This window comes from Gaetbulibacter saemankumensis DSM 17032 (assembly GCF_000425645.1).
Classification (GTDB): Bacteria; Bacteroidota; Bacteroidia; order Flavobacteriales; family Flavobacteriaceae; genus Gaetbulibacter; species Gaetbulibacter saemankumensis.
In genome coordinates this window covers 187738-206019 of the sequence record NZ_AUDV01000006.1, presented here as the reverse complement: position 1 = coordinate 206019, position 18282 = coordinate 187738, and the positions used below count along the sequence as shown (strand labels likewise).

The following is an 18282-nucleotide window of genomic DNA, read 5'->3' as shown; positions in this document are numbered from 1 at the left end:
TCTGAATGTATCAGTAACTTGAATATTCATGTAGGTTATTTCGTTCTTTATTATCTTTTATGTATATTTACTCAGTCATGATTTACTATTCAAGTGGTTGATTTTGTTGACTTTCAGGTTTTTTTGTTAAGTTATTGTTTTATTTTTTAACACTCTTTAGTAGTTTCAAAATTTATTTAACTTCATATTGTTAGGAAAATACTTAATTAGGTATGATAAAAATCATGTTTTAAGTTTTATAGTCTAACGAAATTTGTATCAATAAATTAACTTAATTTATTATGAACAAGAAAACAAAACTTAGTATTGCGGGCTTATTAATAATATTTTTAGGAGTTTTTAATTTTGGATTCGCACAAAAATCTGATTTTACATTATCAAATCAAGATTCGGATCTTAAAATATATGGAACTTCAAGTTTACACGATTGGCATATGGATGCCGAAGCTCAAAAAGGAACATTGAAATTTTCAGACCCATCTACAGGTCAAATAGAAGCACTTACTATAGAAGTTGAAGCCGAAAGTTTAAAAAGTGGTAAATCTGGAATGGATAAAAATGCTTATAAGGCCTTAAATACCAAGCAACATAAAACCATAAACTTTAAGTTAAATAAGGTGGTTAATGTTAAAGACAATGGAGCTGGAAAATATCAAATAAAAGTTTTAGGTGATTTAACCATTTCAGGAGTAACAAAACAAGTCAATTTAGAATTTACTGCTCAAATTACTGATTCAAAAGTAATCTTAACCGGAGAGCATCCTATTAAAATGACACACTTTAAAGTAGACCCACCTACTGCCATGATGGGAGCAATTAAAACAGGAGACGACTTAACAATTAAATATACAGGCGTTTTCAAATAATAAATTGCAAATTTTTAATTAATAACTACAATAACAAAACTCTAAAAAACTTAATTATGAGAACAATTTTTAAAAACGTTGTGATTTTTGGTCTGATGCTTACAGGCTTAAATTTTTATGCACAAAACAAAAGAAGCTTGGATAATTACAGGCAACCAGATAAACATGGAGTAAATGTATTTGAAGCACCGAAAGATACTGTTTCAACCTTTGATGGTGTTAAAGTTCGTGTAGGTGGAGCCTCAACATTGCAATTTCAAGCTTTAGATCATGATAATTCAGGAGCAGTTCCGTTAGTAGAACTAGCAAAGAATTTTAACCTAGCAACTGCAAATTTAGATTTAGATGTTGCATTAGCAGATGGTGTTAGAATGCATTTAAGAACTTATTTATCATCTAGACACCACCCAGAACCATATGTGAAAGGTGGATATTTTCAAATTGATAAATTAGATTTTATCTCTGAAGGTTTATTAAGTGATTTTATGAAGCATGCGACCATTAAAATTGGACATATGGAAAACAACTATGGTGATGCTCATTTTAGAAGATCCGATAATGCGCAAGCTATGTTTAATCCATTTGTTGGTAACTTGATAATGGATGCGTTTACAACAGAAGTTGGAGCAGAATTGTACTACCGCACAGATATGGGATTATTTGGTATGGTTGGATTTGCCAATGGTAAATTAAATCAGTCTACTGTAAAAAATGATGCTAATGGCGCTTCTTTTTTAGCTAAGTTAGGATATGATGATCAAATAACTGAAGATTTAAGATTTAGACTAACAGGTTCTATTTACACTACAGGTAGTGTTGCAAGTTCTTATCTTTATAGTGCAGACCGTACTGGTTCAAGATACTACCATGTAATGCAAGCAGCTGATGCTTCGAGAGATGATTTTAGATCAGGTCGTTACAATCCTAAATTTGGGAATAAAGTAACAGCCCTTATGTTTAACCCATTTGTGAAATTTAAAGGGTTAGAGTTTTTTGGAACTGTAGAATTGGCTAATGGTAGAAATTTTTCTGAAGTTGACAGAAGACATGCCGATCAATATGCAGGTGAGTTAGTTTACCGATTTGGACATACTGAAAATTTCTATGTGGGTGGACGATATAATGCAGTTAATGCTGAAGAAGGTGATATTTCAAGATATAACTTTGCAGCAGGATGGTTCATGACTAATAATATTCTTTTAAAAGCTGAATATATGAATCAGGATTATGATAATGGCTTTGCGGGAGCATTAGAAGATGGTGAATTTAATGGATTTATGTTAGAGGCTGTTATTAGTTTCTAATATAGCTTAAACAAGTCTTTAAGATTATGAAATAGAATATTTCCCCATCTTAAAGACTTGTTTTTTTTATACTACAAAAGAATTTATAACTTTAAGGTATGAGAAAGATTGTAGTTTTAGTTGTAGCTTTAATGGCATTGGCTTTTACTAGTAAGGAGGGGGTGCTCATTAAAAAAACAAATGTATTAGTTTCCTCAGAAAGCACTTTAAGTGTTTCTGGTACGTCTAATGTTAATAAATTTAAATGTGTCTACAATACAGAAAAACTTCAAAAATCTATACCTATTCAGTATCATACTTCGCATGATAAAATTGTGTTTAAAAAGGCCGATTTGATTTTAGATAATACCTTTTTTCATTGTGGAGGTAGAGCTATTAATCACGATTTTCAAAAGATACTAAAAACGCCAGAGCATCCACATGTAAACCTAATTCTAAAAGAAATTCATTCTTTACATGGGAATCAGGTTAATGCTGAAATTGATATCGAAATTGCCGGTGTAACAAAAACTTATAATATGCCGGTTCTTGTTAAAAATAACGAGGGATTTCATATAACAGGTGATTTAGATTTAAAATTGAGTGATTTTAATCTTAATGCTCCTAAAAAATTATTTGGTCTTATCGTAATCGATAATGACATTGAAATTGATTTCAATTTAGTTGTTAAGGAGGTTAAAAATTAGACGCTCGTTTAAGAAGACCTAGAGAAAGAGCCGATATTATTAAATATCGGCTCTTTTATTATTATATAAATCTGTTATTTGCTGTTAATACTTCCAGAAACTTCTGCATGTTTTTCAATTTGTTCAGGTGTTCCTAAATATTTAATGTCGCCACCACTACTGGCATTGGCCATCAACTTTTTTATGCTATTTACAGTAATATCTGCGCCACTAGTAGCTTTGACTTGACTGGACTGGGCAATTAATTCACCCGCTTTAATATCACTGCCGCTGGTCGCTTCGGCAACTAAATAATTTGTTTTACCAGAAAGTTTTAGGTCACTGCCGCTGGTTGATTTACAGTTCAGTTTGTTGGTGTTTACGGTTAAACTCATATCGCTTCCACTAGTTGATTTTAATTCTAATTGTGAAGTTTTAATGGTATTTGTACTATAAACATCGCTGCCACTGGTTGAGGTAATTTTAGAAAGATCCTTAAAGCTCACAAGAACTTTTTTCGATTTAGACCAACCAATATTTTTCTTGGTATGAATTTTTAGGGTGCCATCTATGACATCGGTTATAATAAGTTCTTGCAAGTTTTCGTCGGCTTCAACTGTTACCGAGTAAGTGTTGCTTTGTGTTACATATACGTCGAGTCCTTCCGAGGCTTCAATGCTGTGAAAGACTTCGTTTGTTTGCCTGTTTTCAACTAAAACATTTCCGTTGCCACGGATTCCTGAATTAAAATCGAAATTGCAAGAACATAAGCATAAGCTTAAAAGCGTTGCAATAATAAGTTTCGTTAAAGTTGCCATAATTGTTCGTTTTATGATTGATGATTTGATTGATTGAAATATTTGAATTTTATTTTTTTTATGGTTAATTGTCTGATTCTATTTTTACACCATCGGCATTAATTTCAACTTTTATCTCTTTTGATTCGGCTTTTAAACCTTCTTTATTAATTTTTACGTGACCCCCATCACTGTTAATTTCAACGGTACTGTCATTAATTTTTATACTAGGACTGTCCACTTTGACTTCAAAAGACTTTTCTTCGTCGACACAGAAATCACATAAAACCCCATGAGTTGTCATGGTTATAAAATGATTCACATGTTTTGTTGAAACAACGTGATCGTTATTCGTATAGTATTGAAGAAAGTTCTTCGTATTATTATGAAATTTTAAGATGGTGTTTTCAGGGATATTTAAATAAATTTCAACTTTCTGATCGCTATATTTATTTATAACGGCTGTCGATAAATATGAATCTAAGGCTAAGACGTTACTTTCAATGTGGTAACTATAATTAATATGTTCAGCGCGTTCTATGGCTTTTTCATAATTTCTTCCGTCAGCACTTTTTTCAATATTTATAGATGCAACGGAGTCGAGAGTTGGTCTAACAAGAATATTAATATTAGAACTGTAAATAGTCTTTTCTCCAGCGCTATTATTCGCAGCTTTAAATGAATATCTACGTCTATATGGGTTTTTGTAAATATCATTATGGTTCATTTTTACATAAAGTGTATCATTGCTTTTTATTGTTAATTGTGTTCGTTCTACAAAATGTTCGTTATTAGCATGTTCACTGGCTTCACGAATACCAATAATAGCTAAACCAATAATGGAGCAAAGCCATAAACCTAGTAATGTGTATTTGGCAACATTCCCTATCGATTTTAAGTTGTCAATTAAGATTTTTAACCCTAGATAAAACAAGAAGAAAAATGGTATGCCAATAAAAAATAAAACTAATAAAGAAATAAGCCAAACAGGTGAATTACCAGCCATAACTATATTGGCTAAGTCAATACCAGGGATGTGCACAAAATTTACTACGCCAACAGAGAATAGGCCAATAATTAAAGCAATAAGCGTAATGGCACCCAAGAGTAATAGAAATAATCCTATAAGCTTGGCAAATATTTTGAAGAAGAACATAATTATATCGGCAACGGTATCGAAAAATGATTTTGAAGACGATTTTATTTTATTTCCTTGCTTTTGAATATCAACTTTTTTAGCTGCATCCGAAACATTTTTAGCTGCACCAGATACGCTCTCACTTACATTTTTGGCAACATCCGTAACTGTTTCTGAGACGGTTTCAATGCTGTCTTTAATTTTTTTTTCAATGTTACTTATGTTCACAGGATCGCCAGTCATCATAATTTTTTCGGCGGTTGTTTTAGCCTCAGGAACTAAGATCCAAAACAAAATGTATATGATAATAAAAGTACCACCAGAGGCAATAGTGAGGATGATCCAAAGTAAACGAATCCAGACAGTATCAACAGATAAATAATGACCCAAACCAGAAGAAACACCACTGATATACGAATTATCAGTATCTCTAAATAGTTTTTTAGATGGAGCCGATGGTTGTTTGTAATTGGCTTGAGGGTTATCTTCAAAGATTTCGTCGTCAACCAGATAATCTTCAGGTTGTCCCATAATTGAAATAACTTCGTCAACTTCTTTTAAACCAATAACCTGTTTATCATTTTTAATACGCTCGCTAAATAATTCTGCAATACGAGCTTCGATGTCTGAAATAATTTCTGAACGGCCTTGAGAATCGGTAAATGAACGCTTTATAGCCTCTAGATAACGCTGAAGTTTTAAGTAGGCGTCTTCATCTATATGGAAGAATATACCTGCTAAATTTATATTGACTGTTTTATTCATTTTGATGTTTTTTTTGATTGGTTACTATATTCACGGCGTTTTGAAGTTCGTTCCAAGTGGTGTTTAATTCTTTTAAAAATAGTTTGCCCGTTTCGGTTAAACCATAGTACTTTCTTGGTGGACCTGAAGTAGATTCTTCCCATCGGTAGCTAAGAAGTCCGGCATTTTTTAGTCTTGTGAGTAGCGGATAAATGGTTCCTTCTACAACAAGCAGTTTAGCGTTTTTTAGGGTGTCTAGAATTTCTGCTACATAGGCGTCTTCGTCTTTTAAGACCGTTAGTATGCAAAATTCTAAAACTCCTTTACGCATTTGTGCTTTTGTGTTTTCTATCTTCATGTTCTAAGGCGTTTAAATATTGTGAAACTGTTCATTTTTTGATTGATTTGATGATGATTGATTTTGATGAAAGATTATATGCTGATATGTTATTTTAAAAATTGAATGGTAAATGGGTATTTGTAATATTGTCCGTCACGTGCTTTTAAACTAGCTTGGATTATTAGTATGAGTTCAATAATAAAGCATATAACAGCCAGAACCCCAAGTCCGCCACCTATGTACAATAATGGGGATGGTTTTCCTATATTGATATGGAAATTATGAAAGCTGTCGAAATCTATAAAGTCTATAGATCCTAATAAATGAAATATAAAGAAGGGCACAGTAATGGTCCCTAAAATTATGGCGTATAGTAAAACACTTATTTGAAAATTAAGGGCTTGCTTACCATGACTATCTATAAAGTCTGATTTTTCTTTATTTGCCAGCCATAAAACCAAAGGTCCTATAAAATTACCAAAGGGAATTAAAAAACGACTAAAAGTAGATAAATGAATAAGTGTACTAATATTTTTTTGATGAGTGTCAAGCATGATATAAGATCATATAATAGTTTCTTATACAAATATATGGCTTAAAGCAGGTATTATGTTACGCATAGTACTAAAATTAACAAAAAATTAACATATGCTTTTGGTAAATAATTAGCTAAATTAGAGAAATCATAAAATGATATATAATGAGTATAACCCCCAGTAAATTAAATTATTATATGATGTTTAAGGTGCCTGCAGCTTATTTTTGTGGGGTCAGGACCAAAAGCATTAGTGATGTATCTTGTATTGTATCTGTGAAACATCGATGGATTAATCAAAACCCATTTAAATCTATGTTTTGGGCAGTTCAAGGTATGGCGGCGGAATTTACTACGGGTGCTTTAATGGCCGATAAGATTAAAAACTCAGGAAAACGTTTTTCCATGTTAATTGTTTCGAATAAAGCTGTTTTTTCGAAAAAAGCAACCGGAAGAATTACATTTTCCTGTAATGAAGGATTAAATATAAATGAAGCAATTTTAAAAGCTATACGAACAGGTGAGGGAGAAACCGTTTGGGTAAAAGCAGAAGGAAAAGATGAAGCGGGAGATACGGTTTCAACCTTTCATTTTGAATGGAGTCTTAAGTTAAAATCTTAATATGGTTATAAAAACTTGTAACAAATCGTTAATGCACGCAACCAATAGTCGAAATAAAAATTAAAGAATATTATGCAAGCACATGAAATTGATTATACCATTTATGGTGAAGAAATGCAATATGTTGAAATAGAACTTGATCCTCAGGAAGCTGTTATAGCAGAAGCAGGAAGTTTTATGATGATGCACGACGGCATTAAAATGGAAGCTGTTTTTGGTGATGGCTCTAGTAAACATTCCGGATTTCTCGATAAGATCTTAGGGGCCGGTAAACGCATTCTTTCCGGAGAAAGTTTATTCATGACGGCATTTTATAATACTTTAAATGATAGGAAAAAAGTGTCGTTTGCATCACCTTATCCTGGCAAAATTTTACCCATAGATTTGCGAGAATTTGGGGGAAAATTTATTTGTCAGAAAGATGCTTTTTTATGTGCAGCAAAGGGGGTAAGTATTGGTATAGAATTTAGTAAACGCTTAGGGCGAGGTTTCTTTGGAGGTGAAGGGTTTATCATGCAGAAACTGGAAGGTAATGGAATGGCCTTTGTACATGCAGGAGGTACCATGGCCAGAAAAGAACTTTCAGCTAATGAGGTTTTAAGAGTAGATACAGGATGTTTAGTGGGGTTTTCTCAAAGTATTGATTACAATGTCGAATTTGTAGGCGGTATTAAAAATACCATTTTTGGAGGTGAGGGTCTGTTTTATGCCCGTCTGCAAGGACCGGGTGTTGTATACATTCAGTCTTTACCATTCAGCAGGTTAGCGGATCGTGTTTTGGCGGCAGCACCAAAAGGAGGAGGTAAAGATAAAGGTGAGGGTAGCATTTTAGGAGGCATAGGTGATCTACTCGATGGAGACAACCGTTTTTAAACGTAAATTGTGTTAAAAAATAATAATCTATGCTTTTTTTTATTAATTTTAGGAAGTTATTAAACCGATTAAATTGAATTTAATAGAACAAATCTACTTTTTTTTAAACCTAAAACTCCAGATTAAATATGGCAAGAGCAATGCTTGAGTATACGAAAACTATACTTAATAAGGTAAGTTTTGATGCAACTTTGTTTTGTAGAGAAGTACAAAAGGCAGCGAATAGATTACTGCCAGCCGAGATAGAAGAATTAAGAATCTTTATTCTATCACTGGTGCAGCAAAACCCAGAATTAAATCAATCCTTGATTTACTTGAGATCATAAAATAAAAAAGGCGACTAAATTAGTCGCCTTTTTTATTTAGGAAAGTCGCTTTACTTGGTAGGTAAAGGGCTTATTATTTTTACATTTTGGAAGGCTATGGCCCCTCTTATAACACTAGATATTACATCTTGTAGGGCTTCTATTATTTGCATTTTAAGCTCACTTTTATGATAAATAAGGCTCACTTCCCTTGCAGGCGTTGGGTCTGTAAAGAAATGTAGGTTTTCCTTTTCCGATTCATTTATTTCTAGTGTATGTAAATAGGGTAATAAAGTCATGCCAAGACCTTCATTCGATAATTTTATTAAGGTTTCTATGCTGCCACTTTCTAGCTGAAATGATTCAATGGTTTGATTTTTAAATGCTTTACATAAATTAAGAACCCCGTCTCTAAAGCAATGTCCATCTTCAAGGAGTAACATATCATCAATATCTAAATCAGAAGTGTCTATTTTTTTATAAGAATGCAGGCGATGTCCTTTTGGAATATAATTTACAAATGGTTCAAAATATAGTACGCGTTCTTTTATGGCATCATCTTCCAGGGGTGTAGCGGCAATAGCCGCATCCAAATGCCCATCTTTAATACGGGTTATAATTTCCTCAGTCGTTAATTCTTCAATTTTTAATTTAACTTTTGGGTGTTTTTTTATAAATGTTTTTAAAAACATAGGTAATAAAGTAGGCATTATCGTTGGAATAATTCCCAGTTTGAATTCGCCTCCAATATATCCTTTTTGTTGATCTACGATATCCTGAATTCTATAGGATTCGTTTACGATGTTTCTTGCCTGATTAACAATTTTATTTCCAACTTCTGTTAATTCAATGGGTTTTTTAGAGCGATCAAAAATTTGAACTTCCAATTCATCTTCAAGTTTTTGAATTTGCATACTTAAGGTGGGTTGAGTAACAAAACATTTCTCGGCCGCTTTAGTAAAATTCTGTTGCTCGGCAACGGCTAAAACATAGTATAATTGAGTTATGGTCATGGGTATCAATTTAGGTTATAAAAATATAAAAACTATCAATAAAACTTATATGTGTAGCTGTTAATTACAAATTAAATTTGTAGTAAATCAATAAAACATTATAAATGACACTTAATAGTATAGGTTTAGATATTCAAAAAACTAAAGAAATAGCAAAAGATTTAAATGAATTGTTAGCAAATTTTCAAATATATTATCAGAATTTAAGAGGTTTACATTGGAATATAAAAGGAAAGCGTTTTTTCGATTTGCATGTAAAATTTGAGGAGTTATATACTGATGCCAATGAGAAAGTTGATATGATTGCGGAGCGTATATTAACCCTTGGAGAAACACCATTACATACCTTTGAAGATTACTCACAGATAGCTAAAGTGCCAGTGGGAAAAGATATTTCTCAGGATGATGTGGCTATTAATTTAATTGTTAATTCTATAACAGAATTAATAACCATAGAACGTATGATTTTGGATAAATCAGACAAAGCAAATGATGAAGGGACGAACTCCATGATGAGTGATTTTATTACAGAACAAGAGAAAACTGTCTGGATGATGAAAGCATGGCTTAGTGAAACCATTTAATTGGGAAAAAAATCACGAATTAAGAAATTAAGGCTCAGGAATAACCTGAGCTTTTTTGTTTCAAATATTTGGGGTTATAGTATTGTAAGTTATTGGATTTTATAAAATAATGCTATAATTGTCATACAAGCAAAAAGATTCTATCTTTGTGCGAAAGTATAACAATTACTTTCTAAGTATAACTTTTTTAAAGTTAGGTATATAACCATAAATTCTAAATTAAAATAGGTATGCTGAATTATAGATTGTCTAAGTTAATAATACCTATTTTAACTTTTATCCTATTATCTTCCATTGTCATTTCAATTTATGTTGTTTCCATAAATAAGCATTATAAGGTGATTAATGAACAATTATCTGAAACAGGACAGCTAATATCAAAAGAATTTGACCATGTATTAACAGAATATGTTAATAAAGTAGAAAGTATAAAACAGCGCATTGTTTATTCTAAAGGAAATTATTTTAATTACTGGAAAGATGATGCCGAGTCTTATGTAAAACGTAACCCTTCATTTAAATTTATTCAATATATTGACTCTACCATGGTAATTAAAGATGTGGTACCGTTAAAAAACAATCAGGAAGCTGTGGAGTTAAATATCTCTAATATAAGAGGAGGGGAATGGTTAAGTCATGTTCAAGGTAACACAGTAAATGTTTCATCGTGGATATCATTAAATCAAGGTGGGCGGGCGTTTCTAGTCGATGCACCAATCTATATCGATTCAAGATTTTATGGAACTATAACTGCTGGTCTGGATTTCACTTACGAGTTCGATAAATTTTTAAAGGCTTTTCAGGGACAATATGTTGTAGAGATTTATGATGAAAAGGGGAATTTATTTTACCATTTAAATTCAGATGCCAAATTAAAGTCTAAAAGAGATCTTGAATTTGCAAATTTTATAAAAGTAGACATTCAAGATTATCAGTTTTGGAAATTAAAGGTTTACCCGAGTAATAAACTCTTGTTTAACGATGGAAAAGTTATTATAAATTGGGCCTTGTTAGTTGGAATTGTTTTATCATTAATGGTAGCGTTATTAGTTCATTTTTATTTGAAAGCCAAGAGAGGAACAAATTTAGTGACCAAATCTTATCAAGAATTATTTAAGGCTAACAAGATTTTAAATTTAGAGAGAAATAAGGCAGAAGAAGCATCTCAGGCAAAAACAGATTTTATCTCTAATATGAGTCATGAAATTAGAACGCCTTTGCATGCCATATCTGGTTTTATTGAGATTTTAAAGAGTTCGGACTTAGCTGATGCTGATAGGGAGTATGTTGCTTTAATGGAACAGTCGGCAGTAAGTTTATTACATATAATTGACAATATTTTATCGGTGCAGCAAGCACAAAATAAGGGGATTATTCTAAGTCGAGACATTTTTCAACCAGAAACTAAAATAAAGGAATTAATAGAGCTTAATAAACATGCCTTTCATGCAAAAAACATGTATTTAAAAGCTTCATACAAAAATTTATGTAAGCTTAAAGTAGAAGGTGATCAAGCTAAATATATTCGTATTATTAGTAATTTACTGGAAAATGCTTTGAAATTTACAAAAACTGGCGGAGCTACATTAATTTATAATGAGGAGCTTTTAGGAAATAGTAAGTTGAAAGTGACTATAACTATTAAAGACACGGGAATTGGTGTTCCGGAAGATAAAGTGGCTAATATTTTTGATGAATTTAATATCACCCAAAACATTATCACTAAGGAATATGACGGTACAGGTTTAGGTTTAGCAATTAGTAAAACTTATGTCAACTTGTTAAATGGTGAAATTTCGGTAAAGAGTGAATCGAATAAAGGGTCAACATTTGAGTTTTATGTGATTTTCGATATTGTCTCTGGACAGGAAAAAATTAAAGGCGATATTATTTCGAACAAACCAAAATTTAATTATTCTAATTTAAACATATTGATTGTAGATGATAATAAGTTGAATATTTTAGTGTTAAAGAAATTTCTTAAAAACCTTAATATGCAAACCGATTGTGCTTACAATGGGGTGGAGGCACTTGATAAATTCAACAAAAAAATTATGATTTAATTTTTATGGATATTCATATGCCTGTAATGGATGGTTGGCAGGCTTTAAAAGAGATTAGAAAAAGTAATAGTGAGGTTGTTATTTTTGCGTTATCGGCTAATATTACTACCCAAGCTCTTAAAATGGCCAAAGAAAGTGGTATGGATAATTATTTAACTAAGCCTTTTAGTATAGGTCAAATCACGAAATTACTTCATCAATATTTTAATTAAAAATTTTTGGTAACTAGTCTTCTTCAATGCGATTTTCATCAAATGCAGAAGGGAGTAATTTAGGAATGAATTTCACCACTAAGGGTAGCAATAATGCCCCTCCCGGTAATAAGAAAATAGCCAAACTCGGTATCGATTTAAAAATGTCTAATAATTGATTTTGTACTTTTTTCTGTTCTTCACTATTTAAATCTCTTACGGTCGATTGTGATAATAGTATCATAAGTTCTTTACTGCCTTTCAGTTCTTGGTACAAGCGTTTACTATTTCTAATAATTAGTTTTTTTACCATTTTACTAGAATTTTTATAAAAACTTTGAACGACATTTTTAGAACTTAATAAGGCAATTTCTTCTTTATGAATGGTGTAAAATGAATCGACACTCTTAATGCTTTTAGTAATATGATTGTTATCAATATCTAAATCTTTACCAAGTTGAATTAAAAAGCGTTCTTCATTTTGGTCTATCGAGCGATCACTCCACGAAGCCATGCAGGCCAAATCAAATATGTAAAACCTTTCAAAATCGGATTTGATATTTTTGATGGCTTTCTGATAACTAATTTTGTTGTCTGTATGATAGCGTAACGATGATTCAAAAAGTTTGATTAAACTTATGTCGTATGAACTTTTTGTTTCTTTCGAATTTAACACGCCTAAAGTAATCGTTTCAATAGAAGCTTCTAAATCTCGTACATAATCAATAGTAATAGTGTTTGTTTTAACATATTCGATATAAGCCAGTACATCTATGTGAAGTAGGGCGTTTATAATGAAGTAGTTAAAGTTTTTTGTGATGATATTATCATCTATTTGAACACGCTTGTGAATAATTTTTTCAAGTTGTTCATTCGACTTTTTTCCTATTAATAAATCTTGAAAGAATGATGTTTTTAAGGCTTCGATATCCGTATAAAAATTAATTACACTCTCTATAAAAGGAGTTTGTGGCTTTAAATAATTATACGCATATAAAAAGGCAAGGCATAAGTTCGTTTTGCATAATTCTTCTTCAGATAAATCATCTTTAGGAATTAACTGAAAAACAACATCTAAATTACTTCCATAAATAAAGCCGCAAATACGCAAGGCTTCATAGAAATTTTCCTTACTAGAAGTTAAAATAGTAGGGTTTTCTTCAACTTCATTAAGTAGCTTTTTTATCCAGCCCTGTGCCGAAGGATTCATAAAAATTATTTTTTAGGTATAAATGTAAGACATAAGAGGGTAATTCAGCAAATATTTTCCTTTAACATAATTTTAACAAAACCACCCTGTTTCATTTTTCGTAGGTATGCCTGAGAGTCAAAAAATAATTAATTAACTAAAATCTCAAAAACATGAAAAAATTAACTAGAGTATTTGGAATTGGAGTGCTTGCTTTAGCAGGTGTCTTCACAATTGCGGCCGATCATATTGATGCGCCGTCAGTACAGGGAGGGAGTAGTGATATTACCGACTTTTATGCGTTTCAAGGAGCAAACACCGATAATATGGTTTTTGTAGCTAATATGCAGGGGCTGTTAAGTCCTGAATCTACAGGTGATGCTATGTTTGACGAAAGTATTATGGTTGAGTTTAATATTGATAATAACGGGGACTATATTGAAGATTTCGTTATTCGGGCGGTTCCTAAAAATGGTAAAATGTATGTGTTTGGACCGATGACACCGGGTCAAACAGGATTAAGCAGTACTTTGTATGTTAAGGCTTCAGAAAATCCTTTAGCGGTAGATATTACGCCATATGGAAATAATGCCATAACAGCTTCCGCCAATGGAGTAAGTGTATTTGCTGGACCGAGAGATGATCCGTTCTTCATGGATTTTGCGCAGTTCACTCAAATTATTGGAGGAAATGCTAAAAGTTTTAACAATCCAGGGGTAGACACTTTTGCCGGAACCAATGTGATGTCTATTGTTGTGGAAGTTCCAAAAAGCATGATAGGAGGAACAGGAACTATTAATACCTGGGTAGAATCTAAAAGAAAACAATAACCAATTTTTAAAAATTATAATGATGAAAAATTTAATAAATATACTTGGAGTAATATTAGTTACGGCTATTTTGTTTGGCTGTGAGAATGATGACACTATGATAATGAATGATATGGTTTTATTATCTGGCACTTATATGCAGGAAGATCAAATGGGAAGACCAGCGGTTAATACGGTATTTGTATCATCTGCTAGTAAAGATATGTTTAACGTAACGATTCCTTCAGAGCAAGGTGCAAATTATCAAAGCATGTTTCAAACAAATTTAATGGCTTTAAGTCCTGCTTATGCTAATGAGGGTGATACAAATGCCTTAGGTTTAGACGCGGCAACTTTTACCGGTGTTTTAGCGACCGATGTGCTAAACGTATCATTGGATGGGCCTACAACGTTCTATGATGGAACAAATGTATTAACTGGGAGAAATTTAACAGATGATGTTATTACAGTAGAATTGTTGCTCATCTTTGGGGGTGAGGATTTTAGTGAAAATCCGGGCTTAAGTGACGATCATGTAGATGCAAACGATAAACCTTTTTCTGCCTCATTTCCTTACCTGGCGTCGCCATGGTAAAATAGTGTAATAGCTCCTAAATAAGTAAAAAAAACGCTCCTTGTTTTGGAGCTATACACTTCTCTAACAAATTAAAAACAAAAGCCATGAAACTAAATTATATAACCTTGTTAAGCATATTAGTATTGTGTTTTAGTTGCTCGCAATCTCATACAAAACGAATCACAGATGCAACTGATTATAATACGTATTTAAATGCAAGTAATAAAGATGTTGTGGAACAAGTTAAAAACGAACTCACTTTTTGGAGAAAACGTTTGACTGCCAACGAAGAGCAATTTCCCAATTTGTCCAAGTTAGGAGCTACTTATAGTGAGCTTTTTGAAATAACTGGTAGGATAACTTATTTAAAGAAAGCCGAAGAAAGTTATGAGAAATTAAATGTTATTACAAATTATAAAAATACGTCTTATCTAAGAAGTCTTTCTGCAAATTATATAAAACAGCATAAATTTCAGGAGGCACTTAAATTGTTAAAGAAAGCAGAGGTAATTGGTGAAAATTTGAGAGCAACGCAAAAAATGTTGTTCGATGTATATTTAGAATTAGGTAATTATGAGTTAGCTAAAGATTATCTTAATAAAATTAATAACGATTCAGATTTCGATTATCTCATAAGAGTAGCTAAATGGAGTGATTATCGAGGTGACTTGGACTCCGCTATTAAGTATTTCGAACTTGCTAAAAACCGTGCTCAATTAGAGAATAACTCCACTATGAAACAGTGGATTTATACAAATCTTGGTGATTTTTATGGACACCAGGGAGATGTAGAACGTTCATATCAGCATTATTTAAAAGCACTTGAATTAAATCCAAATGATGCCTATGCTAAAAAGGGTGTGGCCTGGATTGTTTATTCGTCTGATAAAAATCCAGAAGAAGCCCTACGCATTTTAAACTGTGTTACCGAAAATTTTGAAGGCCCGGATTACTTTTTATTAAAGGCTGAAATTGCTGAGTTTATGGGAGCATCTTCTCTGAGTTCAAGTTATTTAAATAAATATCAGGAATTGGTAAAAAATGAAGCCTACGGAGCCATGTATAATAAGTACACTGCTTTATTATTTGCTGAAAATGAAAGGCTATTTTCAAAAGCATTGAATATAGCTCGGGAAGAAATTAAAAACAGACCAACCCCTTTATCTTATGATTTGTTAGCCTGGACATTTTTTAATCAAGGAGAGGTAAAAGAGGCACTTCGAGTTATGGAAAAATACGTGGTTGGTAAAACCTTTGAACCCAGTATTATGCTTCATTTAGCACAGATTTATAAAGTTAACGGAAAGTTAAACGAAGCTAATATTTTGAAGGAGTCTTTAGAGGAAAGTACTTTTGAACTCGGTCCTTTAAAGGCTGAAAAAATTAAAAATATTTAGAGAAAATGAAAAGATTAAAACATATTGTTTTAATGTCGCTTTTAAGTTGCCTAGGGAGTTTTGCTCAACAAGTAAAAGGAGTAGTTGGTAATGAATATGAGCAACCTTTGGAGGCGGCATATGTTTATAATTTAAATTCTAAAAGTCATGCGCATTCTTCCGAAAATGGTGTGTTTGTTTTGAATAATAGTTCAATAGGAGATTCTTTAAAAATAGGTTTGTTAGGGTATAAAACAGAGTTCCGTGTGTTAGAATTGAAAGATTTTAATAATCTAATAAATATAACATTATTGGAAAAATCGTTTGCATTAGATGAACTTGTTTTAACAGAAACCATTAATCCGGTCAGTACCATAAGTCGATTAGATTTACAAACGAGTCCAGTAAATTCTTCACAAGAAATATTAAGAAAGGTACCGGGTTTAATAATTGGTCAACATGCAGGTGGGGGTAAGGCCGAACAGATATTTTTAAGAGGATTTGATATCGACCATGGAACAGATATAGCCTTGTCCGTAGATGGGATGCCTGTCAATATGGTGTCTCATGCACATGGGCAAGGGTATAGTGATTTGCATTTTGTAATTCCTGAAACGATAAACCAGATTGATTTTGGGAAAGGAGGTTATTATGGTAATCGAGGTGATTTCTCAACGGCTGGTTATGTCGATTTTTCAACTAAGAATTATTTAAAAGAAAGTTCGGTAACCTTATCTGTTGGTCAGTTTAATTCTATTCGAACACTTGGATTATTTAATTTAATGGAACACTCGGTTTCACAGAATGCTTATTTGGCTACCGAATATATTGTAACCGATGGTCCTTTTGAATCTCCACAGAATTTTAATCGTCTCAATTTGTTTGGGAAGTATGTGAATTTTTCAAAAAACAACGATAAAATAGCTTTAACCTTGTCTCACTTTACAAGTCGTTGGGATGCTTCAGGGCAGATCCCACAACGCGAAGTAGATAATGGTAACATTACCCGTTTTGGAGCCATCGATGATACGGAAGGCGGTAATACACAACGTACAAATTTTAATGTAGAATACAGTAATTACCTGGCTGATAATGCTATTTTAAAAACCAATTCTTTTTATTCGCATTATGGCTTTGAATTGTATTCTAATTTCACCTTCTTTTTGGAAGATCCTATTAATGGCGACCAGATTAAGCAACAAGAAGATCGCCATATTTTCGGGTTCAATACTAGCATTTCAAAGGAAGCGAATATTGGTAATATTGAAGTAAAAACTAATTCCGGGATAAGTTTAAGATATGATATTGTAAACGATATCGAATTATCTAAAACCTTAAATCGAACAACCACCTTAGAGCAGGTACAATTAGGTGATTTAAACCAATCGAATATTAGTGCCTATACTATGGCAGAATTCAATATTAATAAGTTTAAAATAGCACCAGCATTGCGTTTGGATTACTTTAAATTTATGTATCATGATAAACTTCAGGATTATTATAGTAATCAGGCGGATACTGAGACCATGTTGAGTCCGAAATTAAATTTTTATTACAATGTCCAGCCAGATTTGCAATTTTATTTAAAATCTGGATTGAGCTTTCACTCAAACGATACACGGGTTGTGGTAAATCAGTTAGGGAAAGATGTGTTACCTCTTTCTTACGGTTCAGATTTAGGGACCATTTGGAAACCTACGTCAAATCTTGTTGTAAATGCCGCTTTGTGGTATTTGTTTTTAGAACAGGAGTTTGTATATGTGGGGGATGCCGGTATTGTTGAACCTAGTGGAGAAACAGAACGTTTAGGTCTAGATCTGGGATTGAGATATCAATTAAATAAATGGTTGTATTTTGATTCTGATGCCACGCTTACAAGAGCTAGAAGTATAAATGATCCCAAGGGTGAAAACTATATCCCGTTAGCGCCGGATTTTACTTTAACAGGAGGTCTTTCTGTAGATAACTGGAAAGGATTTTCTGGAGGTCTTCGTTGTCGTTATCTTGATGATAGACCAGCAAATGAAGATAACAGTATTGTGGCAGAGGGGTATTTTGTTACCGATTTAAATGCTAACTATACATTTAAAAATTTAACTCTTGGTTTTACCGTTGAAAATCTGTTTGATACAGAATGGAACGAAACACAATTTGCAACGGAGTCAAGACTGAAAAATGAGTCTCAGCCTGTTGAAGAAATTCATTTTACACCAGGAACACCATTTTTTATAAAAGGCACTGTTTCTTATCGATTTTAGAATTAATAACACATACTAACAAATGAAAAAGAAA

19 protein-coding genes are annotated in these 18282 nt (G+C 32.4%); 13 read left to right on the top strand and 6 right to left on the bottom strand.

The window, feature by feature from the left end; all coding sequences use genetic code 11:
* Window positions 1-281: 281 nt before the first annotated feature.
* The 3 genes from H611_RS0103245 (at window position 282) to H611_RS0103235 (ending at window position 2856) form a co-directional block, all read left to right on the top strand.
* Window positions 282-866, top strand: coding sequence for a YceI family protein (locus H611_RS0103245; RefSeq protein WP_027136995.1), 585 nt, complete (start codon window positions 282-284; stop codon window positions 864-866).
* A gap of 56 nt (window positions 867-922) precedes the next feature.
* The gene (locus H611_RS0103240; protein ID WP_027136994.1) at window positions 923-2170 is read left to right on the top strand and encodes a hypothetical protein; all 1248 of its coding nucleotides are present in this window, start codon (window positions 923-925) and stop codon (window positions 2168-2170) included.
* A gap of 98 nt (window positions 2171-2268) precedes the next feature.
* Complete coding sequence (locus H611_RS0103235) at window positions 2269-2856, top strand: YceI family protein (RefSeq protein WP_027136993.1); 588 nt, start codon at window positions 2269-2271, stop codon at window positions 2854-2856.
* Window positions 2857-2930: 74 nt separating this feature from the next.
* On the opposite strand, the gene H611_RS0103230 is transcribed toward H611_RS0103235, so the two are convergent.
* From H611_RS0103230 to H611_RS0103215, 4 genes are all read right to left on the bottom strand, one after another.
* Window positions 2931-3653 (bottom strand): head GIN domain-containing protein, encoded by a 723-nt coding sequence (locus H611_RS0103230; protein WP_027136992.1) that lies wholly within the window; start codon window positions 3651-3653, stop codon window positions 2931-2933.
* A gap of 64 nt (window positions 3654-3717) precedes the next feature.
* Entirely contained in the window at window positions 3718-5535 is a 1818-nt protein-coding gene (locus H611_RS0103225; protein ID WP_027136991.1) for a PspC domain-containing protein, read from the bottom strand.
* Window positions 5528-5872: a PadR family transcriptional regulator gene (locus H611_RS0103220; protein ID WP_027136990.1), complete on the bottom strand. Its 345-nt coding sequence runs from the start codon at window positions 5870-5872 to the stop codon at window positions 5528-5530. The genes H611_RS0103225 and H611_RS0103220 overlap by 8 nt, the downstream gene beginning before the upstream one ends.
* Before the next feature lie 89 nt (window positions 5873-5961).
* On the bottom strand, window positions 5962-6408 hold the full coding sequence (locus tag H611_RS0103215; RefSeq protein WP_027136989.1) for a DUF4870 domain-containing protein: 447 nt from the start codon (window positions 6406-6408) through the stop codon (window positions 5962-5964).
* A 146-nt stretch (window positions 6409-6554) separates the two neighbouring features.
* On the opposite strand from H611_RS0103215, the gene H611_RS0103210 reads away from it, so the two are divergent.
* From H611_RS0103210 to H611_RS0103200, 3 genes are all read left to right on the top strand, one after another.
* Window positions 6555-7010 (top strand): DUF4442 domain-containing protein, encoded by a 456-nt coding sequence (locus tag H611_RS0103210; protein ID WP_027136988.1) that lies wholly within the window; start codon window positions 6555-6557, stop codon window positions 7008-7010.
* Window positions 7011-7082: 72 nt separating this feature from the next.
* A complete protein-coding gene (locus H611_RS0103205) occupies window positions 7083-7883 on the top strand; it encodes a TIGR00266 family protein (protein WP_027136987.1) in 801 nt (266 codons plus the stop codon).
* Window positions 7884-8011: 128 nt separating this feature from the next.
* The gene (locus H611_RS0103200; RefSeq protein ID WP_027136986.1) at window positions 8012-8209 is read left to right on the top strand and encodes a hypothetical protein; all 198 of its coding nucleotides are present in this window, start codon (window positions 8012-8014) and stop codon (window positions 8207-8209) included.
* A gap of 50 nt (window positions 8210-8259) precedes the next feature.
* On the opposite strand, the gene H611_RS0103195 is transcribed toward H611_RS0103200, so the two are convergent.
* A complete protein-coding gene (locus tag H611_RS0103195) occupies window positions 8260-9201 on the bottom strand; it encodes a LysR family transcriptional regulator (RefSeq protein WP_027136985.1) in 942 nt (313 codons plus the stop codon).
* Between the two features lie 104 nt (window positions 9202-9305).
* On the opposite strand from H611_RS0103195, the gene H611_RS0103190 reads away from it, so the two are divergent.
* From H611_RS0103190 to H611_RS0103180, 3 genes are all read left to right on the top strand, one after another.
* On the top strand, window positions 9306-9785 hold the full coding sequence (locus tag H611_RS0103190) for a Dps family protein (RefSeq protein WP_027136984.1): 480 nt from the start codon (window positions 9306-9308) through the stop codon (window positions 9783-9785).
* Window positions 9786-10015: 230 nt separating this feature from the next.
* Window positions 10016-11848, top strand: coding sequence for an ATP-binding protein (locus H611_RS0103185; RefSeq protein WP_084158131.1), 1833 nt, complete (start codon window positions 10016-10018; stop codon window positions 11846-11848).
* Between the two features lie 5 nt (window positions 11849-11853).
* Entirely contained in the window at window positions 11854-12060 is a 207-nt protein-coding gene (locus tag H611_RS0103180) for a response regulator (protein WP_027136982.1), read from the top strand.
* 13 nt (window positions 12061-12073) lie between these two features.
* Here the strand turns inward: H611_RS0103180 and H611_RS0103175 are convergent, their stop codons facing one another.
* Complete coding sequence (locus tag H611_RS0103175) at window positions 12074-13249, bottom strand: LETM1-related biofilm-associated protein (RefSeq protein WP_027136981.1); 1176 nt, start codon at window positions 13247-13249, stop codon at window positions 12074-12076.
* Between the two features lie 152 nt (window positions 13250-13401).
* On the opposite strand from H611_RS0103175, the gene H611_RS14965 reads away from it, so the two are divergent.
* The 4 genes from H611_RS14965 (at window position 13402) to H611_RS0103155 (ending at window position 18248) form a co-directional block, all read left to right on the top strand.
* Window positions 13402-14058, top strand: a complete 657-nt coding sequence (locus H611_RS14965; RefSeq protein ID WP_027136980.1) for a DUF4331 family protein — start codon at window positions 13402-13404, stop codon at window positions 14056-14058.
* A gap of 22 nt (window positions 14059-14080) precedes the next feature.
* The gene (locus H611_RS14960) at window positions 14081-14632 is read left to right on the top strand and encodes a DUF4331 family protein (protein ID WP_084158130.1); all 552 of its coding nucleotides are present in this window, start codon (window positions 14081-14083) and stop codon (window positions 14630-14632) included.
* An 86-nt stretch (window positions 14633-14718) separates the two neighbouring features.
* Window positions 14719-16011: a tetratricopeptide repeat protein gene (locus H611_RS0103160; protein WP_027136978.1), complete on the top strand. Its 1293-nt coding sequence runs from the start codon at window positions 14719-14721 to the stop codon at window positions 16009-16011.
* 5 nt (window positions 16012-16016) lie between these two features.
* Entirely contained in the window at window positions 16017-18248 is a 2232-nt protein-coding gene (locus tag H611_RS0103155) for a TonB-dependent receptor (protein ID WP_027136977.1), read from the top strand.
* Window positions 18249-18282 lie beyond the last annotated feature (34 nt).